The organism is Streptococcus sp. 27098_8_23 (assembly GCF_041432195.1).
Lineage (GTDB): Bacteria > Bacillota > Bacilli > Lactobacillales > Streptococcaceae > Streptococcus.
This window is the reverse complement of sequence record NZ_JAPVZF010000002.1, coordinates 1-21,991: the sequence shown is the minus strand read 5'-3', so window position 1 is coordinate 21,991 and position 21,991 is coordinate 1. Positions and strand designations below refer to the sequence as shown.

20 protein-coding genes are annotated in these 21,991 nt (G+C 42.2%); 18 read left to right on the top strand and 2 right to left on the bottom strand.

Going from position 1 to position 21,991, the window contains the following annotated elements; genetic code table 11:
- Window positions 1-39: 39 nt before the first annotated feature.
- The 6 genes from tsaE (at window position 40) to O3652_RS03965 (ending at window position 4,938) form a co-directional block, all read left to right on the top strand.
- Window positions 40-483 (top strand): tRNA (adenosine(37)-N6)-threonylcarbamoyltransferase complex ATPase subunit type 1 TsaE, encoded by a 444-nt coding sequence (gene tsaE, locus O3652_RS03990; protein ID WP_371590095.1) that lies wholly within the window; start codon window positions 40-42, stop codon window positions 481-483.
- Complete coding sequence (locus tag O3652_RS03985; RefSeq protein WP_371590094.1) at window positions 473-994, top strand: N-acetyltransferase family protein; 522 nt, start codon at window positions 473-475, stop codon at window positions 992-994. The genes tsaE and O3652_RS03985 overlap by 11 nt, the downstream gene beginning before the upstream one ends.
- Before the next feature lie 4 nt (window positions 995-998).
- Entirely contained in the window at window positions 999-2,039 is a 1,041-nt protein-coding gene (locus O3652_RS03980; protein WP_371590093.1) for an LCP family protein, read from the top strand.
- Between the two features lie 72 nt (window positions 2,040-2,111).
- Window positions 2,112-3,368: a competence/damage-inducible protein A gene (locus O3652_RS03975; RefSeq protein WP_371590092.1), complete on the top strand. Its 1,257-nt coding sequence runs from the start codon at window positions 2,112-2,114 to the stop codon at window positions 3,366-3,368.
- A gap of 54 nt (window positions 3,369-3,422) precedes the next feature.
- Entirely contained in the window at window positions 3,423-4,574 is a 1,152-nt protein-coding gene (recA, locus tag O3652_RS03970; protein WP_070696030.1) for a recombinase RecA, read from the top strand.
- Window positions 4,575-4,743: 169 nt separating this feature from the next.
- Window positions 4,744-4,938, top strand: coding sequence for a PspC domain-containing protein (locus tag O3652_RS03965; protein ID WP_371590091.1), 195 nt, complete (start codon window positions 4,744-4,746; stop codon window positions 4,936-4,938).
- 131 nt (window positions 4,939-5,069) lie between these two features.
- Here O3652_RS03965 and O3652_RS03960 read toward each other — a convergent pair whose 3' ends face one another.
- A complete protein-coding gene (locus O3652_RS03960; RefSeq protein ID WP_000060281.1) occupies window positions 5,070-5,624 on the bottom strand; it encodes a GNAT family N-acetyltransferase in 555 nt (184 codons plus the stop codon).
- Window positions 5,625-5,733: 109 nt separating this feature from the next.
- Between O3652_RS03960 and O3652_RS03955 the strand changes: the two genes are divergently transcribed.
- Window positions 5,734-7,104: an MATE family efflux transporter gene (locus O3652_RS03955; RefSeq protein WP_371590090.1), complete on the top strand. Its 1,371-nt coding sequence runs from the start codon at window positions 5,734-5,736 to the stop codon at window positions 7,102-7,104.
- Window positions 7,105-7,307: 203 nt separating this feature from the next.
- Complete coding sequence (locus tag O3652_RS03950) at window positions 7,308-8,024, top strand: YebC/PmpR family DNA-binding transcriptional regulator (protein ID WP_000532894.1); 717 nt, start codon at window positions 7,308-7,310, stop codon at window positions 8,022-8,024.
- 50 nt (window positions 8,025-8,074) lie between these two features.
- On the opposite strand, the gene O3652_RS03945 is transcribed toward O3652_RS03950, so the two are convergent.
- On the bottom strand, window positions 8,075-8,779 hold the full coding sequence (locus tag O3652_RS03945; protein ID WP_371590088.1) for a CD20-like domain-containing protein: 705 nt from the start codon (window positions 8,777-8,779) through the stop codon (window positions 8,075-8,077).
- Window positions 8,780-8,971: 192 nt separating this feature from the next.
- Between O3652_RS03945 and O3652_RS03940 the strand changes: the two genes are divergently transcribed.
- The 10 genes from O3652_RS03940 to O3652_RS03895 all read left to right on the top strand — a co-directional run.
- A complete protein-coding gene (locus tag O3652_RS03940) occupies window positions 8,972-9,433 on the top strand; it encodes a MarR family winged helix-turn-helix transcriptional regulator (protein ID WP_371590087.1) in 462 nt (153 codons plus the stop codon).
- Window positions 9,417-11,186 carry an ABC transporter ATP-binding protein gene (locus O3652_RS03935; protein ID WP_371590085.1) on the top strand — a complete coding sequence of 590 codons (1,770 nt, stop codon included), beginning with the start codon at window positions 9,417-9,419 and terminating at the stop codon, window positions 11,184-11,186. Before O3652_RS03940 ends, O3652_RS03935 begins: the two co-directional genes overlap by 17 nt.
- Window positions 11,176-12,936, top strand: a complete 1,761-nt coding sequence (locus O3652_RS03930) for an ABC transporter ATP-binding protein (RefSeq protein ID WP_125412375.1) — start codon at window positions 11,176-11,178, stop codon at window positions 12,934-12,936. Before O3652_RS03935 ends, O3652_RS03930 begins: the two co-directional genes overlap by 11 nt.
- A 95-nt stretch (window positions 12,937-13,031) precedes the next feature.
- Window positions 13,032-13,535 carry a phosphatase PAP2 family protein gene (locus O3652_RS03925; RefSeq protein WP_070569250.1) on the top strand — a complete coding sequence of 168 codons (504 nt, stop codon included), beginning with the start codon at window positions 13,032-13,034 and terminating at the stop codon, window positions 13,533-13,535.
- A 113-nt stretch (window positions 13,536-13,648) separates the two neighbouring features.
- On the top strand, window positions 13,649-14,095 hold the full coding sequence (locus tag O3652_RS03920) for a LytTR family DNA-binding domain-containing protein (RefSeq protein ID WP_042902924.1): 447 nt from the start codon (window positions 13,649-13,651) through the stop codon (window positions 14,093-14,095).
- Between the two features lie 5 nt (window positions 14,096-14,100).
- On the top strand, window positions 14,101-14,775 hold the full coding sequence (locus O3652_RS03915) for a hypothetical protein (RefSeq protein WP_070569247.1): 675 nt from the start codon (window positions 14,101-14,103) through the stop codon (window positions 14,773-14,775).
- A 104-nt stretch (window positions 14,776-14,879) separates the two neighbouring features.
- Window positions 14,880-15,068 (top strand): 50S ribosomal protein L28, encoded by a 189-nt coding sequence (rpmB, locus tag O3652_RS03910; RefSeq protein ID WP_001140948.1) that lies wholly within the window; start codon window positions 14,880-14,882, stop codon window positions 15,066-15,068.
- 152 nt (window positions 15,069-15,220) lie between these two features.
- Entirely contained in the window at window positions 15,221-15,586 is a 366-nt protein-coding gene (locus O3652_RS03905; protein WP_000216434.1) for an Asp23/Gls24 family envelope stress response protein, read from the top strand.
- Window positions 15,587-15,588: 2 nt separating this feature from the next.
- Entirely contained in the window at window positions 15,589-17,256 is a 1,668-nt protein-coding gene (locus O3652_RS03900) for a DAK2 domain-containing protein (protein ID WP_070569243.1), read from the top strand.
- A gap of 176 nt (window positions 17,257-17,432) precedes the next feature.
- The coding region (locus tag O3652_RS03895) for a YSIRK-type signal peptide-containing protein (RefSeq protein ID WP_371590084.1) at window positions 17,433-21,991 on the top strand (4,559 nt) is incomplete at its 3' end.

Here is a 21,991-nt window from a genome sequence, read left to right as displayed (position 1 = left end):
AAATTCACACAAAAGAAAACTTTTTGGTATAATAGTAGCATGCACACAAAAAATGAAGAAGAGCTTCTAGCTCTCGGAGAAAGATTAGGTCATTTGCTTCAAAAAGACGATGTTCTGATCTTGACTGGAGAGTTGGGTGCGGGTAAAACAACCTTTACTAAGGGCCTTGCTAAGGGCTTGGATATCCGTCAGATGATTAAAAGTCCAACCTATACCATTGTCAGAGAGTACGAAGGGCGTTTGCCACTTTACCACTTGGATGTCTACCGTATCGAAGGTGATGCTGATTCTATTGACTTGGATGAGTTTCTCTTTGGAGGTGGTGTGACTGTTATTGAGTGGGGGCATCTTTTGGGTGAAGATTTACCAGATTCTTACTTGGAATTGGAAATTTTAAAAGAAACTGAGGGTCGTTGTCTTCATTTTACAGCTCATGGCTCTCGGGCTGAACAACTCATCAAGGAGCTTCAAGATGGAGTATGAATTGTGTATTCGTGAGGCAGAGATTTCAGATGCTACAGCCTTAATTGCATTTTTAGATTGTATCGGTCAAGAGACAGATTTTACCAGCTTGGATGAAAATGGCATCATGATGACAGCTTCTGAAATGGCTCTTTTTATCGAAAAACAAGCTGCATCAGAGAATCAAATTACCCTCCTCGCCTTGCTGAATGATGAGATTGCAGGTGTTTTGAATATCACTGCTGATCAGCATGTAAGGGTTCGGCATATTGGAGATGTTTTTCTAGCAGTTCGCAAGAAATTTTGGAACCAAGGATTGGCAACTATACTTCTAGAAGAAGGCATCGAGTGGGCTAAAACCAGTGGTGTCTTGCGCCGTTTGCAACTTAGTGTACAAAAACGAAACGAGGCTGCGATCCACCTCTATTCAAAAATGGGATTTATCACAGAAGGCTCACAAGAAAGAGGAGCCTATTTAGCAGAAGGGATATTTTTAGATGTTTGTCTTATGGGCAAGCTGATAAATGAATAACAAGATGATCAAAAAATTAATTGGAATGGTGCTAGGTTTCCTAGCAGTAACAGTTTTAGGTGTAGCGGTTTATGGTTACACCATTTTCCAACAAGGAACAGCAACCTTGAGTGAAAAGACTTATAAAAAAATCGGGGAAGAAACCAACGTTATCGAAGCGACGGAGCCTCTGACCATCCTCTTGATGGGGGTAGATACGGGAAATGTGGAACGTACAGACCCGTGGGCGGGAAATAGTGATTCTATGATTCTCTTGACGGTTAATCCCAAAACAAAGAAAACCACTATGATGAGTTTGGAACGGGATATTTTGACCAAGATTGAGACTGGAAACGGTCAAGTTCAGGAAGCTAAACTCAATGCGGCCTATGCTAATGGTGGTGCGGAACTTGCAATTTCTACTATTCAAAAGATGATGAATATCCACATTGACCGCTATGTGATGGTTAACATGCAGGGACTTCAACAATTGGTGGATGCAGTTGGTGGGATCACTGTCAACAATACACTTGGTTTCCCAATTTCGATTGCTGACCAAGAGGAGTTTAATAAGATTTCTATCGGTGTTGGAGAACAAACCTTGAATGGTGAGGAAGCTCTGGTGTATTCACGGATGCGTTACCAAGACCCAGAAGGAGACTATGGTCGTCAAAAACGTCAACGTGAAGTTATTCAAAAGATCGTTGAGAAGGTTTTGAGCCTAAACAGTGTGAGCCATTATCAAGGTATCCTCAAAGCTTTGAGTGATAACATGCAGACCAATGTGGACTTATCAGCTAAGAGCATTCCACAATTGCTCGGCTATCAAGATTCCTTCAAGAATATCGAAACGCATCAATTGCGTGGAGAAGATGCTGAGCTACAGGGAATTTCTTATCAGATTGTCACTTCAGAACATATGCTCGAAATGCAAAATCTCTTGCGTCGTTCACTAGGTAAAGAACCAGTGACAGAATTGGAAACCAATGCGGTACTGTACGAAACAGCCTTTGGTCGGACAGCACCTTCAACCAGTACTAACGCTTCAAACGAAGAAGCAGAATAAGAAAAGAATCAAATCGTGGGAAATTTCCTGCGATTTTTTCAAAAAAATTCGAATAGATAAGTAGGAGGAAACATGAAAGCAGAAATTATTGCTGTCGGAACAGAAATTTTAACAGGGCAGATTGTCAATACCAATGCTCAGTTTTTATCAGAGAAACTAGCCGAAATCGGGGTAGATGTCTACTTCCAAACAGCTGTTGGAGATAATGAAGCTCGTCTTTTGTCCTTGCTTGAGATTGCGAGCCAACGTAGTAATCTTGTGATTTTGACAGGGGGCTTGGGACCAACTGAGGATGATTTGACCAAACAAACTCTGGCAAAATTTTTAGGAAAAGATCTAGTGTTTGACCCTCAAGCACAAGAGAAACTGGATATTTTCTTTGCTCATAGACCTGACTATGCTCGGACACCGAATAATGAGCGCCAAGCCCAAATTGTAGAAGGGGCAACTCCACTGCCAAATGAAACAGGTTTAGCAGTCGGAGGGGTGTCGGAAGTGGATGGCGTGACCTACGTGGTCCTTCCAGGACCACCAAGTGAGTTGAAACCCATGGTCTTAAATCAACTCTTACCCAAGTTAATGACTGGTACCAAGTTATACTCACGAGTGCTCCGTTTCTTTGGAATTGGGGAGAGTCAGTTGGTGACCATTTTAGCGGATTTGATTGACCATCAAACCGATCCGACTTTGGCGCCGTATGCCAAGACGGGGGAAGTGACCTTGCGCTTGTCTACAAAAGCAGTTAGTCAAGAAAAGGCTGATCAAGCACTGGATATCTTAGAAAATCAAATCTTGAGTCGCCAAACTTTCGAGGGAACTTCTCTACGAGACATCTGTTATGGATATGGGGAAGAAACCAGCCTCGCAAGTGTCGTTGTAGAAGAGCTAAAGAAGAGACAGAAAAGCATTACTGCAGCAGAAAGCTTGACGGCAGGTCTCTTTCAAGCGACATTAGCAGACTTTTCGGGCGTTTCAGCAATCTTTAATGGCGGTTTTGTCACTTACAGCCTAGAAGAGAAGTCCAAGATGCTGGATATTTCCGAGCAAGAGCTAAAAGAACACGGGGTCGTTTCTGAGTTTACAGCTCGAAAAATGGCAGAGCAGGCACGACTTAAGACTCAGTCTGATTATGGAGTCAGTCTGACAGGTGTGGCAGGGCCAGATAGCCTAGAGGGGCATCCAGCTGGTACAGTTTTTATTGGACTGGCACATGCAAAAGGGACAGAGGTGATCAAGGCCAATATCGCAGGACGGAGTCGAGCTGATGTTCGACAGATTGCGGTCATGCATGCCTTTAACCTAGTTCGCAAGGCTTTATTAAGTGACTAAATTTTGGTATAATGAAAGATAGGTCTAAGGACCAGTAGAATATAGGAGAACAAAATGGCGAAAAAACCAACAAAAAAATTAGATGAAATTGGGAAAAAATTTGGAGCAGACCGTGAAAAGGCATTGAACGATGCTCTTAAATTGATTGAGAAAGACTTTGGTAAAGGCTCAATCATGCGCTTGGGTGAGCGCGCGGAGCAAAAAGTTCAAGTGATGAGCTCAGGCTCATTGGCTCTTGACATTGCCCTTGGTTCAGGTGGTTATCCTAAAGGACGTATCATCGAAATCTATGGACCAGAATCATCTGGTAAGACAACGGTTGCCCTTCACGCTGTTGCGCAAGCACAGAAAGAAGGTGGTATTGCAGCCTTTATCGATGCGGAACATGCTCTTGACCCAGCCTATGCTGCAGCCCTTGGTGTGAACATTGACGAATTGCTCTTGTCACAACCAGACTCAGGAGAGCAAGGTCTTGAAATTGCTGGAAAATTGATTGACTCAGGTGCAGTTGACCTTGTCGTTATCGACTCGGTTGCGGCCCTTGTACCTCGTGCAGAAATTGATGGGGATATTGGAGACAGCCACGTTGGTTTGCAAGCTCGTATGATGAGCCAGGCCATGCGTAAACTCGGAGCTTCTATCAATAAAACCAAAACAATTGCCATCTTTATCAACCAATTGCGTGAAAAAGTTGGAGTCATGTTTGGAAATCCAGAAACAACACCTGGTGGACGTGCTTTGAAATTCTACGCTTCAGTCCGTTTGGATGTTCGTGGAAGCACACAAATCAAGGGAACTGGTGACCAAAAAGATACCAATGTCGGTAAGGAAACCAAGATCAAGGTCGTGAAAAACAAGGTGGCTCCACCATTTAAGGAAGCCTTTGTTGAAATCATGTACGGAGAAGGGATTTCTAAAACTGGTGAGCTCTTGAAGATCGCAAGTGATCTCGATATCATCCAAAAAGCGGGAGCATGGTACTCTTACAAGGGTGAAAAAATCGGACAAGGATCTGAAAATGCTAAGAAATACTTGGCGGATCACCCAGAAATCTTTGATGCCATTGACCACCAAGTCCGTGTTCAATATGGCTTGATTGAGGATGAAGAAGGGACAACTCCTATCTCTGGCGCAGAAGATTTAGCACCTAACCAAGAAGTAACGCTTGACCTAGGCGACGGACTTGAAATCGAAATTGAAGATTAAAAATAAAAGCGGAGAAGTCCTTCTCTGCTTTTTATGTTTAATTATTAATTCTCCATAAGATTCAAAAGCGTAATAAAAGAGTATTTAATCAAAAAAATTAAAAAAACTGTTGCAATTTTTTTAATTTGATGATAAAATTAAACCATTCTATAAAAAGGAGACTACTATAATGGAAAAACGCCTTGTTCGTAACGTACAAGACAAAAAGATTGCTGGTGTTTGTGCTGGTATCGCTGACTACTTTAACATGGACCACACACTTGTTCGTGCACTTTGGATCATCTTCACCCTACTTGGTGGTTCTGGAATCTTAGCTTATGCTATTCTCTACTTCCTTCTTCCAGAAGGCAATGCAGAAGCTTAAGCCATAGAGAGAATAAAAGTTTATTCTGATTAGTTGAAAATAAAAAATGCATGTAATCGTAAATTACATGCATTTTTATATGTAGCTTCTATCGAAAAAGAGAGGTTCTTCACCAGATGGATAAGTCTTGTTTAATGGTCACTAAAACGACGATACTCTATATGAAAGTCAAAATAATGTTCATTCTGTAACTTTTGGAAGATGTCGCGATAGGCCTCTTCGTCAAAATGGTCGCCACGGTAAAGAATTTCAAAACTCAAACCATCGTACTCTAGAAAAGCGTTGGCTGATTTAAAGCCATTTTGGCGATAGAAGTCCATGCGGGCCTTTCTCTGCTCCAAGTTATCGCATTCTTCATCCAATCGCTCGACTTCGAGTAACATGGTTCGCTGGTAAAAATCGGTCAGCTTTTCGATGATTTCTTTTCCATATCCGTGGCTTCTCAGGTGGGGCATGATGGCAAAAAAACTGATATAGAAGGCCTTTGGATTGGAAATAGAGAAAGCAAAGCCGACAAACTCTTCCTGGTTATAAAAGGCAAAGAAGTGGGCATCATCTCGGTCCTGATAGCGCAAGAACTCAGACAGAGGGACTCGTTCTTCTTCAGGGAAAGCTTCCTTGTTTAGCTTTTCAACCTTATCCAGATCGGGAAATACATCGGTAATTAATTGACTGGTCAAACTCATAAATGACCTCCTTTTCTTGATTATAGCAAATTGTCTCTCTGTAAGCAATTGATTGCAAACTTAGTGACAGAGCCTTGTCGCTCCTTTAGAAAGCTGATATAATAGCTTTATGAATAAGAAACGATCCGTGGACTTGATACATGGTCCCATTCTTCCTGCGCTGTTAAGCTTTGCCTTTCCAATCTTGCTGTCAAATATTTTCCAACAGCTTTATAATACAGCTGACGTCTTGATTGTTGGGCGTTTTCTTGGTCAAGATTCCTTGGCTGCAGTAGGGGCAACAACGGCCATTTTTGACTTGATTATAGGTTTTACGCTTGGTGTTGGCAATGGGATGGGGATTGTCATTGCCCGCTATTATGGGGCTCGTAATTTCACTAAAATTAAAGAAGCAGTAGCAGCAACTTGGATTTTAGGTGCTCTTTTGAGCATTGTGGTCATGATGATGGGATTTGTCGGTCTGTATCCACTCTTGCAATACCTGGATACCCCTGCAGAAATCCTTCCTCAATCCTATCAATATATTTCTATGATTGTGACTTGTGTAGGCGTCAGCTTTGCCTATAATCTTTTTGCAGGCTTGTTGCGATCCATTGGTGATAGTCTGGCTGCACTTGGCTTTCTGATTTTTTCTGCTTTGGTTAATGTGGTTCTAGATTTGTATTTTATTACGCAACTGCATCTGGGAGTTCAATCTGCGGGGCTTGCTACCATCATTTCGCAAGGCTTGTCAGCGGTTCTTTGCTTTTTCTATATCCGTAAGAGTGTTCCAGAACTGCTTCCTCAACTCAAGCATTTTAAATGGAACAAGGCCTTGTATGCGGATCTCTTGGAGCAAGGTTTGGCTATGGGTTTGATGAGTTCCATTGTGTCTATCGGTAGTGTGATTTTACAATCTTCGGTCAATACTTTTGGAGCTGTGATTATTAGTGCCCAAACAGCAGCTCGACGCATTATGGCCTTTGCTCTGCTTCCAATGACGGCTATTTCTTCTGCAATGACGACCTTTGCCTCTCAGAATCTTGGGGCTAAGCGACCAGACCGCATTGTTCAAGGTCTTGGTATTGGGAGTCGGTTGAGCATGTCCTGGGCAGGTTTTGTTTGTATTTTCCTCTTTTTTGCCAGTCCTAGCTTGGTTTCTTTCTTGGCCAGTTCAACAGATATTTACTTGGTAGAAAATGGTAGCCTCTACCTGCAAATCAGTTCAGTCTTTTATCCGATTTTGAGCCTTTTGCTGATTTATCGGAATTGCTTGCAGGGCTTGGGGCAGAAAGTCCTTCCTCTAGTTTCCAGCTTTATAGAACTAATCGGGAAAATCGTTTTTGTGGTCTTGATTATCCCTTGGGCAGGCTATAGGGGAGTCATCCTCTGTGAACCTCTTATCTGGGTTGCCATGACCACCCAACTGTACTTCTCTCTTTTCCGTCATCCCCTGATAAAAGAAGGCAAGGCAATCTTGGCTGCTAAAGGACACTCCTAGCTGGATTTGCTAATACTCTTCGAAAATCAAATTCAAACCGTGTCAGCTTAGCCTTGCCGTACTCAAGTACAGCCTGCGGCTAGCTTCCTAGTTTGCTCTTTGATTTTCATTGAGTATAAAATAAAATCCATTTCCTCTAGTGAAAATCAGATGGACTTGTGTTATAATAAGAAAGATTAAAATGTGAAAAAAGGAGATTCCTAATGGGACGTAAATGGGCCAATATCGTAGCCAAGAAAACGGCTAAAGATGGAGCTAACTCTAAAGTATATGCAAAATTTGGTGTAGAAATCTATGTAGCAGCTAAAAAAGGGGATCCAGACCCAGAATCAAACACTGCTTTGAAATTCGTTATCGACCGTGCTAAACAAGCCCAAGTGCCAAAACACGTTATCGATAAAGCGATTGATAAAGCAAAAGGAAACACAGACGAAACCTTTACAGAAGGTCGTTACGAAGGTTTTGGACCAAATGGTTCTATGTTGATTGTGGATACCTTGACTTCAAACGTCAACCGTACCGCAGCTAATGTCCGTGCAGCTTTTGGTAAAAACGGCGGAAACATGGGTGCTTCAGGGTCAGTTTCATACCTCTTTGACAACAAGGGTGTGATCGTATTTGCGGGTGAGGACGCTGATGCAGTCTTTGAGCAATTGCTCGAAGCAGATGTGGATGTGGACGATGTAGAAGCAGAAGAAGGAACAATCACTGTTTACACAGCTCCAACAGACCTTCACAAGGCTATCGTTGCCCTTCGTGAGTCTGGCATCGAAGAATTCCAAGTGACTGAATTGGAAATGATTCCTCAGTCTGAAGTGGAATTGTCAGGCGAAGACCTTGAAACCTTTGAAAAACTTTACAGCGTTCTTGAGGACGACGAAGACGTACAAAAGATCTACACAAACGTAGATGGATTCTAATAGAAAAACGAACAGTTTTACTAGCTGTTCGTTTTTTTTGATATTAGAACTTAGACTCTGCTTTCAGAGTCGTTTTGTTGCTTGCTTTTTTCTAGACCTAGACCGACTGCATGTTTTTGGACGAGCAGGAGCTGTCCATTTTCCTGTTTTGCAAAAGTTAAGGTAACAGTCTTGATCTTGTCACCAATGGAGATATAGGTGATTTTTCTCGTATCGTACCCTCCGATAGTGGAGTCAAACTCGGAGTCTGGTAGTCCGTGTTTTTTGATAATATCCTTGTAGTTGGTACCACCTTTTCCTTTGTTATCAAGGTCACCTTCGATTAAGGCGTTGAACTGTTCCTGGGTCCAGGAGAAGTTATCGTCTTCTTCCTCCTCTGGGATGGAATAGGCGCTATCATCTGTCAAGTCGCTTTCTTCTTCGCGCTCCATTGAGGCACTTGCCTCGCTGTAGGAACGGTTAAACTCCCTGACAAACTCTTTGTAGACATTAGCGTACAGTACTTGGGTCGTAAAGAAAAGTACAACAGAAGCAACTGCAAGGGATGTTCCGATAATGGCCATTGTTTTTCGTTTTTTGAGGTTGACGATAAGGCCGATAATCCCCAAGATAAATGCGACAATGGCGATGAAAAATGATAGATAGTTAATAAATGGAATCCAGGACCCTAAAAGTGCGATGGCTCCAAAAATGGTTGCTAAGATTCCTAAAACTCTTTGTTCTTCTGGTTTCATTTGAAAGTTTTCTCCCTTCATCAAGTGAATGGATTTCTATCCACAGTAGTTAGTGCTTATTATAGAAAAAATATTGCCTAATGTCAATTTAAACCAAGATAGTTCTCATAGAAACTTTTTTCTTGACATCTTTTCTGAAAATGATAAAATAGTTCTCATGGAAACTTAAATAGTTCTTGTGAGAACTATATTTGTCGTGAGAAAGGAGCAATCATGGACAAGCCGATGTTAATGTTCAAACGTTTTGGACACCAGGTTCATCTGATGGTACAGAAAGAAGCCAAGCGATGTGGCATTGAATGTATGGGTGGACCGCAAGGGCAGGTTCTGCGTTTTTTAGATCATTGTGAACAAAAAGAGGAACTAGTCTTGATTAAGGATATCGAGCAGGAACTCAATATTACCAAATCTGTGGCGAGTAATCTAGTAAAGCGCATGGTACAAAATGGTTTGGTCGAGTTAGAGGCGAGCCCCAGCGATAAGCGGGCAAAATTTGTTCGCCTGACGGAGAAATCGCGTTCGCAGATGCAAAAAGTTAAAGCTTTTTTTGATCGGATTGATCAGAGTCTGCTAGAGGGGGTTTCAAAGTCAGACTTAGCAATCTTTGAAAAGGTACTCGGGCAATTGCAAGCAAATGTTGAGAAGATAGGAGGAGAGAATGAAGAAACTCGCTAAACGTATTACAGGAAAAGAGTGGGGAATGATCGTCCTTACGATTCTGTTCACTTGTTTCTCGGTCTATCTCGAGTTAGAGGTGCCGACTTATATTTCGCAAATTACAGAATTACTGGGAACGTCTGGAACGCAGTTGGGTGAACTCTGGTCACCAGCTGCGAAGATGATTGGTTTGTCTTTATTGGCTTTCTTTTCATCTGTTATGGTTGGTTTCTTTGCCGCTCGTGTTGCAGCATCCTATACAACCCATCTACGCACTGACGTATTTCATCGTGTTTTAGATTTTTCGCAGACAGAGATCAAGCGCTTTTCAATCCCAAGTCTTTTGACTCGGACGACCAATGATATTACCCAGGTACAGATGCTCTTTACCATGGGCTTGCAAGTGGTTACTCGTGGGCCGATTATGGCTATCTGGGCCATTGGAAAAATCCTTGGGAAATCGGAATACTGGCTCTGGGCGGTCGTTGTGGCTGTTATTGTGAATGTCTTGATGACCACTGTTCTTATGACTCTGGCCTTTCCAAAACAATCTGTCATCCAAAAATTGACAGATAAACTCAATAGTATCACTCGTGAAAGCTTGACAGGGATTCGAGTTGTTCGTGCATACAATGCGGAAGATTACCAAGATGAAAAATTTGAAGCAGCCAACGATGAGGTGACTCGTCTCAACCTTTTTGTCAACCGTTTGATGGCGATTATGAACCCGATTATGATGGCGATTTCCAGCGGTTTGACCTTGGCTATTTACTGGATTGGAGCCTATCTGATCAACGATGCTAGTTTGACCGACCGTTTGCCACTCTTTAGTGATATGGTGGTTTTCATGTCTTATGCCATGCAGGTTGTAATGGGATTCCTACTCATGGGTGCACTCTTTATCGTTCTTCCTCGGACCTTGGTTTCTGCAGGACGTATCAACCAAGTTTTGGATTTGCATCCTTCTATTAAGAATCCGAGTCAAGCACAGGCTGCAGATTCTTCAGTTCAAGGACAAGTGGAATTCCGTGACGTAACCTTCCGATACTCTCAAAACTCAGAAGCAGTTGTGGAACATGTTACTTTTAAAGCCGAAGCAGGTCAAACAGTTGCCTTTATCGGATCAACTGGATCTGGGAAATCTACTCTAGTCAACCTAATACCTCGTTTTTATGATGTCTCATCTGGTCAAATCCTAGTAGATGGTGTCGATGTGCAAGATTACAACTTGGAAGACTTGCGTAATAAGGTCGGCTATATCCCACAAAAAGCTGTACTCTTTTCTGGAGATGTCAAGGGGAACTTGGACTTTGGTAAGAGTCAAGAAAGTCCTCTAAGTGAGGCTGCTATGTGGCAAGCTCTTGAATTGGCCCAGTCTAAAGCATTTATCGAGGACAAGGAAGCAGGTCTTGCATCAGAAGTAGCCCAAGGTGGAACCAACTTCTCAGGAGGTCAAAGACAGCGTTTGGCCATTGCGCGTGCCTTGGCTCGTAAACCAGAGATTCTCATCTTTGATGACTCTTTCTCAGCCTTGGACTACAAGACAGATCGTGTCCTTCGCCAAGAGCTAGCTGAGAAAACAAAATCCATGACCAAGCTCATCGTTGCTCAACGCATCTCAACCATCATGGATGCCGACCTGATCTTGGTTTTGGATCAAGGTAAAGTCGTGGGACAAGGCACCCACAAAGAACTTCTAGCTACTAACGAAGTCTACCAAGAAATTGCCTACTCACAACTATCGAAGGAGGAATTGGAAGATGGAAAATAAAAAAGTTTCGGTCTGGAAACAGTGCAAACCTTATATGGCAGGCCTCCAACTCCCTCTCCTAATAGCAGTTGTGGCTGCAGTCATTTCAAGTATCATTACCGTTTATGGTCCAACTAAGATTAAAGAAATTACTAACTTGATTTCAGATGGCTTGGCTACAGAAATCGACTTGGTAGCTGTGTCAAACATTGCTGGATTTTTGGTTGTTCTGTATGTATTTGGAGCTATCCTTAATTATACACAGGCCTATATCTTTTCAACGAGCATTCAGCATTTTTCAAAACGCTTGCGGACAGCAATCGCTGAAAAAATCAATCGTTTGCCACTTGGCTATTTTGACCGTCATTCGCAAGGGGACACCCTTTCGCGCGTGACCAATGATGTGGATACAGCAGCGCAATCTCTCAACCAAAGTCTAGGGACAGTTCTTTCAGCTAGTTTCTTGTTGATTGCTGTCTTGGTGACCATGTTTGGGATGAACTGGATTTTGGCATTGGTAACCGTTGTATCAACCCTTGTTGGTTTTGCGGTGGTTTCTGTAATCATGGCCAAGTCACAGGGTTATTTTAAAGCTCAGCAAAATAATCTAGCGGCCGTCAATGGTTACGTAGAAGAAATGTACTCTGGCCATAATGTAGTGACCAGCTACAACGCAGTGGACACCTCCAAAGCAAGATTTGCAGGTTTAAATCAAGACTTGCATGATAGTATCTGGAAATCTCAGTTTATCTCTGGTATCATGATGCCAGCTATGTTCTTTGTTGGAAACTTTAGTTATGTCTTAGTCATTATCGTTGGAGCCGCGCTGGCGTTAGAAGGGCATATCACAATAGGGATTATTGTAGCCTTTATGGTTTACGTACGGACCTTCTCCCAACCTCTGTCACAGATTGCCCAAGGGATTACGAACTTGCAACAAGCGAGTGCAGCCATGACTCGTGTATTAGAGTTTTTAGCTGAAGCTGAGATGCAAGATGAATCTCATAAGGAAAGACAATTGAGCAACATAAAAGGGGAAGTAGTCTTTGATCAGGTGTCATTTGGCTATACACCAGAACGCACCATCATCCATGACTTCTCTGCGACAGCTCATGCTGGTCAAAAGGTTGCCATTGTTGGACCGACTGGGGCTGGTAAGACAACCATTGTCAATCTTTTGATGAAATTCTATGAGATTGATAAGGGAAGTATTCGCATTGATGGTGTGGATACCAAGGCTATGACGCGTTCAGAAGTACACGATGCCTTTTCAATGGTCTTGCAGGATACCTGGCTCTTTGAAGGAACGATTCGAGAGAACCTGATCTACAATCAGACAGACATCAGTGATGAACGAATGATGGAAGCCAGCAAGGCTGTGGGAATCCACCACTTTATCATGACCTTGCCAGATGGCTACGATACTGTTTTGGATGATACAGTGACCTTGTCTGTTGGACAAAAACAGCTCTTGACCATCGCTCGTGCTTTGTTGAAAGATGCGCCACTCTTGATTTTGGACGAGGCGACTTCTTCTGTTGATACACGGACAGAGGAATTGATCCAAAAAGCCATGGACCGTTTGATGGAAGGGAGAACTTCCTTTGTTATTGCCCACCGCTTGTCAACCATTCGAAATGCAGACTTGATCTTGGTCATGAAAGATGGCAATATCATCGAACAAGGCAATCATAATGACCTGATGGCCCAAGCTGGCTTCTACGCGGATCTCTATAATAGTCAATTTACAGAAGATGATGCAGAAGAATAAACCTCAGAAGGCTTGACGGCCTTCTTTTTCTGCACTATACTAGAAGACAAGTGCCTCACCTAGAGGTAAAAATAAAGTGATAATGAGAAGAATACATGAAAAATTATCAAGAATGGTATCGAAATATCAGCTCCAGGCTCACCAGCCATCCCACCCTTCTATTTCTGTTACGCAGTTTTAATCGCTTGATGACAGTAGCTATGCCCCTGGTCTATCTGACCTTACTAGTCACCACTTACCTGCAGCTAGGACTTGGGAAGCAAGTTGTGGTCTATTTGCTTGTCCCTGCCACAGGCTTTGTGATCTTGTCCCTTTTTCGTAAGAAAATCAATCACCCACGCCCCTACGAAACTTGGGATATCCGTCCCCTGCTTGAAAAAGATAGTTCGGGACAGTCGATGCCCAGTCGCCATGTTTTTTCGGCAACCATCATCTCCATGGCCAGTCTGCATGCTAGTCTACCTGTTGGCTTAGCATGCTTGCTCTTCTCAGCTTTGCTGGGCTTGGTGAGGGTTTTAGGGGGCGTTCATTATCCCAAGGATGTCTTGGTTGGCTATGCTTGTGGTCTGGTGTGGGGCTTCCTTTTCTTCCTATTCTGACATGTAAGTTAAGCTAGTCCTACAACCACTTACTGCTTCAAATTGACCACTTGCTTTTTTGCCCTTGTATTCCTAACTTAGCTTTGATATAGTAGAGTCAGAAAGGAGATGTGATGAAGTTACGAATTGAGATTGACGGCGATTTAGAAGAAACTGAAATTGTCATCAAGACACCCACTTTGACAGATGAAATTGCAGATTTGCAGCGGCTCTTGCAAGAGTCAAAGGCTCCGAGGTTGACTTTTTACAAGGGGACAGGTGAATATTACCTAGACCTTTCAGAAATTCTCTTCTTTGAAACAGAAGGGAGCAAGATCTACGCTCATAACCAGAAGGAAGCCTATGAAGTTCGTCTCAAACTTTATGAGTTGGAGTCCATCTTGCCTCGTTATTTTAGTCGAGTTTCCAAGTCAACGATCGCAAACATCCGTCAGATTTACTCAGTGGACAAGTCCTTTTCAGGAACGGGTACCATTTCCTTTTATCAGACGCACAAGGAGGTTCATGTCTCACGACATTACCAATCCCTCCTAAAAGAAAATCTAAGAAACATGAGGTAAAAAACATGAAAAAGAAAGCATTTGGTATTGTTTTATTGGTTTTAGCAGCTTGGATCTTGCTGCAAGGGAATTTTGGAATTCCTTCTTTGGATGGCAAGATATGGCCTTTGCTAGGAATTGTTTTTTTTGCTTATAAGTCCATTGAGTCCATCCTTAGACGCCATCTAACTTCGGCAGTTTTTACAGGTTTACTGGCGCTCATCATTGCAAATTATTCGTATGACTTGTTGCCAGTTACCAATCATTCTCTCATCTGGGCTAGCATCTTGGTGGTACTCGGAGTTGGTTATCTGACGCATTCAAGTAAGTTCTGGAATGAAAAAAAATGGTGGTACGATGGGAAAAAAACAGTCGTCACGGATAAGGAAGTCGCTTTTGGTAGCGGGACCTTCTATAAGCAAGATCAAGATCTCGTAGATGACCAAGTGGAAGTCGCTTTTGGGGATGCTAAAATCTACTATGACAATGCAGAGATGTTAGGTGATTTTGCGACTTTAAATATTGAAGTGGCTTTCGGGAATGCAACCGTCTATGTTCCACAACACTGGCGTGTCGATTTGAAAGTAGAAACCTCCTTTGGTGCAGCTAAGGCAGATGCTCCTGTAGCGCCAACTAGTAAAACTCTGATTATCCGTGGGGAAGTTGCTTTTGGTAAACTTGGAGTTGTTTACGTTAAATAAAAAAATAGTTTAGGCCCTTGATAAATTCAAGAAAGTGTGATAACATAGTACGGTATGTGGTGCTAGCACATCCGCTATATTAGATCTAATAGGAGGAAAACACAATGGCTAAAGTATGTTACTTTACAGGTCGTAAGACTGTATCAGGAAACAACCGTTCACACGCGATGAACCAAACAAAACGTGCCGTAAAACCAAACCTTCAAAAAGTTACTGTTCTTATCGATGGTAAACCTAAAAAAGTTTGGGCTTCAGCTCGTGCTTTGAAATCAGGTAAAGTTGAACGCGTTTAATAAAAATGAAAAGACCAGTTAGGTCTTTTTCTTTTGCTCTAAGGATAAAACCATTTGAAAAATAGAGTAAATATCCGCCGATACAGCATTCTGCTTTTACACTTGGGCTGAAATATGATAAAATAAAGTATCAACTAGTTGAGGTAAAAAAAATGACTGTAAAAATTAATACAAAAGATGGTCAAATCGAACTGACAGATGAAGTGATTGCAACCGTAGTAGGTGGTGCCGCAACTGAGATTTTTGGTGTGGTCGGTATGGCTAGTAAAAATGCCCTCAAAGACAATTTCCAAGCCCTTCTTGGTAAGGAAAATTATTCTAAGGGTGTTGTTATAAAAGCAGCCGAAGATGGTAGCATTGCAGTTGATGTTTATACCGTATTGAGCTACGGAGTAAAGATAAGCGAAGTGTCAAAAAACATTCAAGAGCGTGTTCGTTTTAGTTTAGAAAATCAACTAGGAATTACTGCTCAGACTGTGAATGTCTACATTCAAAATATCAAAGTTGTAGGAGAATAATCGTGTCAAAAATTACTACCAGTTTATTCCAAGAGATGGTGCAGGCTGCATCAACTCGTTTGAATAAGCAAGCAGAATATGTCAATTCATTGAACGTCTTTCCAGTTCCAGATGGAGATACTGGGACAAACATGGGAATGACCATTGAAAATGGTGCTAAAGAAGTAGCAGACAAGCCTGCTTCTACAGTTGGAGAAGTAGCGAGCATTCTTGCTAAAGGTCTCTTGATGGGTGCGCGTGGGAACTCAGGGGTTATCACTTCTCAGCTCTTCCGTGGCTTCTCTCAGGCTATCAAGGAAAAAGATGAATTAACAGGTCAAGACTTGGCTCTTGCCTTCCAATCCGGTGTCGAAGTAGCTTATAAAGCAGTTATGAAACCAGTTGAAGGAACCATTTTGACTGTTTCTCGTGGAGCGGCTATTGGGGCTAAGAAAAAAGCCGAGGAGACAGATGATGCTGTTGAGGTCATGCGTGCAGCCTTGGAAGGCGCAAAAGCAGCTTTGGCTAAGACACCAGAAATGCTTCCAGTCCTTAAGGAAGTTGGTGTGGTAGACTCAGGTGGTCAAGGTTTGGTCTTCATCTACGAAGGATTCCTTTCAGCTCTTACTGGTGAATACAGTGCTTCTGAAGACTTTGTAGCGACTCCTGCAAACATGAGTGAAATGATTAATGCAGAGCACCACAAGTCTGTAGCTGGACATGTTGCAACTGAGGATATTACCTTCGGTTACTGTACAGAGATTATGGTAGCCCTCAAACAAGGTCCAACTTATTCTAAGGACTTTGACTACGATGAATTCCGTAACTACTTGAATGACTTAGGCGACTCACTGCTTGTTGTCAACGATGATGAGATCGTCAAAGTTCACGTCCATACAGAAGATCCAGGTCTTGTCATGCAAGAAGGTCTCAAATATGGTAGCTTGATTAAGGTAAAAGTGGACAACATGCGTAACCAACACGAGGCGCAAGTTGAAAAAGAAGCAACTCAAGGCAACAAGCCTGCTGAAACAAAAGAGTATGCCCTTATCGCAGTAGTAGCTGGTCAAGGTTTAGCAGATATCTTCCGTGCTCAAGGTGTGGATTATGTTATCGAAGGTGGTCAGACGATGAACCCTTCAACAGAAGACTTTATCAAGGCTGTTGAACAGGTCAATGCTCGCAACATCATCTTTTTGCCAAACAACAAAAATATCTTTATGGCAGCTCAGTCTGCGGCTGAAGTGCTTGAACAACCTGCTGTTGTGGTAGAAGCACGTACAATTCCTCAAGGATTGACCAGTCTTCTTGCCTTTGACCCAAGCAAATCAATCGAAGAAAACCAAGAACGCATGACTGCGGCCCTTGGTGATGTCGTAAGCGGTAGTGTAACAACTGCTGTTCGTGATACAACTATCGATGGATTAGCAATTCATGAAAATGACAATCTTGGTATGGTAGATGGGAAAATCCTCGTGTCAAACCCTGACATGCACCAAACCTTGACTGAAACATTGAAACATATGTTGGACGAAGATAGTGAAATCGTGACTTTCTATGTCGGTGAAGACGGAAGCGAAGAACTTGCCAATGAAATTGCCCAAGAAATCGCAGAAGAATTTGAAGATGTTGAAGTAGAGATTCACCAAGGTCAACAACCCGTATATCCATATCTTTTCAGTGTGGAATAATCGTGAAAATTGAGTAAAAACAACAGAAGGAAGCTGGTTTTACAGCTTCCTTTTTCTATGCAAATGGAGTTATAAAGAAATTTCTGTAGAAATGAACATTCTATTGGAAATTCTATTTACTATAAGTTATAATGATAAAGCTGTTATGTTAGATTAAGTATGAATATAAAGGAGAAATGATGAAGAAAAAAATTTTTAATCAATCTTTTTCCCGCTTTTCAATTAGAAAGTTAAGTGTTGGGACCTGTTCGGTATTGCTAGGAACTTTTATGGTCATGGCTACTTCTCCAGTGCAAGCGGATGAAGCTCAAGTCAACAATAAGGAACAACAAACGCAGGCGGAAATTCAACAGAAGGAAAAAAGTGCTGAGAATGGACAGGAAGTCATTTCTGAACCTCAAAAAGAAGCTACACAGAACGAAGCAGTTAAGGACCTGAAGGATAAAGCTGAGCCGTCCAAAACAGAAGTATCTGCACCAGTCGCTCAGAGCCAACCAGTTTCTCAAGTTGACAATATCAAGGAAGCGAGTCAGCCTTCTTTAGATGAGGAGAAAAAGCAATCTCTAGAATCAACTCAAACTGAGCAGAAAAGCAAGGAAGAAAGCGGTTCTAGTGGAAAAACTTCTTCAAGACGCAAGAGATCGCTAGATGAAGTCAATGCAGAATTTAAAACTCATTCGCCAATCAAAGAGATCCATGCGGTAGATAGTGTTCGTGAGTCCTTGACTTTTAGTATTACTGGGCACGAAGCAGACTATTCTGGTGGGTATATTAAAATTCATTTCCAAAATGGTAAGGCGATTAAATTGACCCCTTCTCCAGTTGGTGGTGTAAAGTTCAGCCAAGAAAAAACGAATGGAGACCTTGATTTAAAGATAGAACCTACAAATCTGAGAGGTGGAGCAAACTATAACTTCGTCTATACTTTTCAGATGGATCCTTTGACGCAGAACTGGGGAGGTGCTGTCCAAGCCATTGGGCCGGACCATAAAGTGACAGCGACTGCTAAGCTCTATGACAAAAATGGCAATGTCCTCAAAGAACTTGGAAGTATTGAACACACGTGGAAAGTCTTAGAAAACGGTGTAGGGGGTCTGACACCAATGTCTAATAATCAGGTCATTGGCTACGATCGAAACAATGATGGTATCGTTGACGAAGATTCGTCTCGTGTGTCCTTCTATCTATTTAATGGTGCGAAAGATCCTAAGAATAATACGGCAAGAAATGATTACTTCAACTATGGAAATGGTGTCTTTGATGGTCGTATGATCAATGGTATGGGGATTAGTGATGTCGGTGGCCATATTATTGATCCTGTCACATCCTATACCTATAATATAGAGTTAAAAGAAGGCTATGAGTTGACAGATGAAGCCAAAGCTCTAGGATGGACTGCCGATGCGACGGGTTACCATCTGACGATTAATAGAGCAAATAATCCGCTTCAAGATATTAATAACAATAAAAACAAGCTCATTCCAATTTCTTTCAAGTTAAAGAATGCCAAAGTAGCGGATATTAATAGAAAAGCGCAAAAGCTAACTGTGACGGGTATCTATACAAAAGCAGATGGGACTAGCTATCAAAATACGGTCGTTCTGCCTTATACTCTCCTTGTTCAAAAAACAGACCAGTCAGAGTCTTCTCTCTTTGAGTTTAGACACTATAATCAGTCTGACTCGGAGATAATTCGTTCTTATGGTGAAACAGAATACCGTTCTAATGTTCGACTTTCATCAGTCGCTGAGGTTGAAAAAGATTATCCTATCAATGACTACACTTTCACTCATAAAATACAGGATTCACGAGAGTCTTATCGAGAAGTAAACGTGATTGAGGAGCGTCAATGGAATGAATTTTTCTCTTCACCGGACGCATCCGTAGAAGTATACAATAAAGCTACAGGTGAGTTATTAGGTACTTTTAATAGTAACACCCGTAGTCTACGATTGACGGAAGAGCAAGATGTGAAGGAACTGGAGTACAAGTTTAAAAATATCAAGATGAGGAAGTCCTCAACAAATGATACTTCGGCATTTTTTTTCCAGACAAAAACACGTTTTAATAATTGGGAAAGTCTCTATAAAGATTCGACGATTAGTAAGTTGGATTCTAGAACGGATTCCACTTTTAACAATACTCGTAACACTGTTTCCTTCTCTCAAACGGCTTCAGCCGAATTGACGCGTGTTATCCAGCAAATTTCAATGATTGGGCGAGCCCGAACAGATGTTTTCAATCGACATACAGATGCTTCTGGTTTTAAGCAAGATTTTATCACAAGGACTGCGGGTAAAGACACCCCTACTCAGAACTTCGCAAACTTGACGGGAGTTTACCATCTGGCTTATTTGGCTGATCCACAATTAAACTTTAGTGGAAACCCTAATTTTAAGGTTTATTATAATTACAAAGATACTGGGAAAACTCTCTACTATGCCCAAGTAAAGGGGACTCCAGACTCCCCTATGCCTCCAACGCTTTTGAAGTTGGAAAACAAAACGATTCCAAATGGGACCTATACCTATAAAGCGATTGCTTTCTGGGATGAGGAACTTCCTGACGTTCAAGCTCAGAATGGTTACGACTTGGGGGAGCTTGACGGCATTACAGTTACCTCGAAAAATTCAGTTTCTTATGACTTCGATGTGATCGTACAGGCTTCTGAAGCGAGTGGTGTCTACTCTGAAGTGAAGAGAGCTACAAATCAACACTTTGCCTACAATACCCAAGAGCACTATCCTGGTGATGAGATTGATTTCAGAGTGACCTATAAAAACGCATCTAAACAGCCGGTTTCAGACGTTTATGTTTTGTCATCCTTGCCGATGAAAGGTGATAAACAGCTAGAATCCAGAAATCGTGGTTCTGGATTTACAGTGAGTTTGACAAAAGCTTTAACACCACCTTCAGGCTGGGAAGTTCAATATAGTCGTACTGCGGGCACTGCTACAGAAATTAATGCTTCACAATGGCTCACAGCAGATCAAGTGTCGGATTGGTCAGAGATTCGTGCAGTTCGTTGGCATTCGACTGCTCCGGTTGCTGCTGGAAGTAGTGTTCAGTTTCCTATCGATGGAGCAGTTATCGGGCAAGATACTGCCTCAGGTGCTACAGCTTATCTTTCTTCGGCTCTGGCAAATGGTAGTTCCAAGTACACTGAGTCCAATAATGTTTCAATCCAAATGTCCACCAAACTGTCATCTGCAAGTTTCACCTTTGTGGATGTAAATGATCCGTCTAAGGAAGTGCAACTAGGACAGGTAGACACAGTTGTAGGCAAACCTAATGGACCAATTTCTTATGATCCTGTTCGTCGAATTAAGGAATTAGAAGATGCAGGATATGAACTGATTAGTAACGATTTTACAGATCATACCTTTGGTGACTCGGCTAGCCCAAGACAATTCAAGTTTCAGTTTAGACACAAGATTACAGAACTAACCGAAACTGTTCGTGGAACTCGAGAGATTGATTTTGAATATCTCAAAAAAACAAACCATTCTGATTTATCACTCCTTCCTCCAAAACATGTTGAGACTCATTCGTTTACTCGAACGAAGAGAATTGACCAGGTTTTGGCGAAACGGCAACCAAATGATGCGACAGCTGGTGTGACATACTCAGCCTGGTCTGCAGACCAAACTTGGTCTCAAGTGATTTCTCCTGAAATTCCTGGCTATTATCCAAGAGAGGATATTGATGCAAACACAATGTCGGGAGAAGGAGCTCTCGATGAATATTTATTGACCGCGGATGATCCTAGAGATGAAGAGTTGGAAAAAGAATTTACCTGGTATCGGGTGGTGTATTATGTTCCACTTCCAGTTGTCCCTTCAGCAAGTGCAGCGAAATCTAAAGGCCTTCAAGGGCAGAAGCAAGCAGCAACGATTCGATTTGATGAGGATAGAGCAAGCGAGAGCGAGGTCCACTTTACAAAAGGGACAACAACCATTAATGGAGCAAAGAAATCCGTTGACCTAGTCCAAAGCAGTGTCTTTCTTTATGATGAGAATGGACAAAAGGTAACTTCGCTAACCATTGCCAACCAAGGGACGTACGATTTAGATCTTGTAAATAAAACAATTGTCTTTACTCCACTGAAAACCTTCTATGGTCCGGCAACTCCAGTTCGAGTTGGAGTGGTGGATAAAAATGGAGAGTCGGCTGTAACGACCTATACCCCAGTTGTTGAGAAAGTAACGCCAACTGGTACAGGTGATATGACAGAAGGTCTGCAAGGTCAGGTCCAAGAAGGTAAAGTGACCTTCACTCCAGGCCATGACTCAGTTCCATTCCCAGCGGATTCGACACCACTATTTGACAATGGTACAACTGTGAAAGAAGTACCAAATGTTGGTAAGTTCGAAGTGGATGCAGATGGCAAGGTGACCTTCACCCCAGATAAGCAATTCAAGGGGGAAACACCAGAACTTGAATTGACTCGTGTGGATGCCAACGGAACTCCTGTTACAGTCAAGTACCAAGCGGTGGTGAAAGAAGTAGTTCCAACCAGCACTAACGCAACTAGCACGGGTCCTCAGGGTGTTCCACAAACAGGAACTCCAAGCTTCCAAGGTGGCGACCCACTGGTTCCAATCGATGAAACTGTGGCAGCGACATTTGAAGATGGATCAACTGAAAAAGTGATTCCAGGTGAAGGAACTTACACGATTGCATCAAATGGAACTGTGACCTTCACACCAGACAAGCAGTTCGTTGGTACACCAGA

Excerpts from the sequence above, each read along its gene's own strand:
- tsaE (WP_371590095.1), top strand. The coding sequence starts at position 40 with ATGCACACAAAAAATGAAGAAGAGCTTCTAGCTCTCGGAGAAAGATTA.
- O3652_RS03985 (WP_371590094.1), top strand. The coding sequence starts at position 473 with ATGGAGTATGAATTGTGTATTCGTGAGGCAGAGATTTCAGATGCTACA.
- O3652_RS03980 (WP_371590093.1), top strand. The coding sequence starts at position 999 with ATGATCAAAAAATTAATTGGAATGGTGCTAGGTTTCCTAGCAGTAACA.
- O3652_RS03975 (WP_371590092.1), top strand. The coding sequence starts at position 2,112 with ATGAAAGCAGAAATTATTGCTGTCGGAACAGAAATTTTAACAGGGCAG.
- recA (WP_070696030.1), top strand. The coding sequence starts at position 3,423 with ATGGCGAAAAAACCAACAAAAAAATTAGATGAAATTGGGAAAAAATTT.
- O3652_RS03965 (WP_371590091.1), top strand. The coding sequence starts at position 4,744 with ATGGAAAAACGCCTTGTTCGTAACGTACAAGACAAAAAGATTGCTGGT.
- O3652_RS03960 (WP_000060281.1), bottom strand. The coding sequence starts at position 5,624 with ATGAGTTTGACCAGTCAATTAATTACCGATGTATTTCCCGATCTGGAT.
- O3652_RS03955 (WP_371590090.1), top strand. The coding sequence starts at position 5,734 with ATGAATAAGAAACGATCCGTGGACTTGATACATGGTCCCATTCTTCCT.
- O3652_RS03950 (WP_000532894.1), top strand. The coding sequence starts at position 7,308 with ATGGGACGTAAATGGGCCAATATCGTAGCCAAGAAAACGGCTAAAGAT.
- O3652_RS03945 (WP_371590088.1), bottom strand. The coding sequence starts at position 8,779 with ATGAAGGGAGAAAACTTTCAAATGAAACCAGAAGAACAAAGAGTTTTA.
- O3652_RS03940 (WP_371590087.1), top strand. The coding sequence starts at position 8,972 with ATGGACAAGCCGATGTTAATGTTCAAACGTTTTGGACACCAGGTTCAT.
- O3652_RS03935 (WP_371590085.1), top strand. The coding sequence starts at position 9,417 with ATGAAGAAACTCGCTAAACGTATTACAGGAAAAGAGTGGGGAATGATC.
- O3652_RS03930 (WP_125412375.1), top strand. The coding sequence starts at position 11,176 with ATGGAAAATAAAAAAGTTTCGGTCTGGAAACAGTGCAAACCTTATATG.
- O3652_RS03925 (WP_070569250.1), top strand. The coding sequence starts at position 13,032 with ATGAAAAATTATCAAGAATGGTATCGAAATATCAGCTCCAGGCTCACC.
- O3652_RS03920 (WP_042902924.1), top strand. The coding sequence starts at position 13,649 with ATGAAGTTACGAATTGAGATTGACGGCGATTTAGAAGAAACTGAAATT.
- O3652_RS03915 (WP_070569247.1), top strand. The coding sequence starts at position 14,101 with ATGAAAAAGAAAGCATTTGGTATTGTTTTATTGGTTTTAGCAGCTTGG.
- rpmB (WP_001140948.1), top strand. The coding sequence starts at position 14,880 with ATGGCTAAAGTATGTTACTTTACAGGTCGTAAGACTGTATCAGGAAAC.
- O3652_RS03905 (WP_000216434.1), top strand. The coding sequence starts at position 15,221 with ATGACTGTAAAAATTAATACAAAAGATGGTCAAATCGAACTGACAGAT.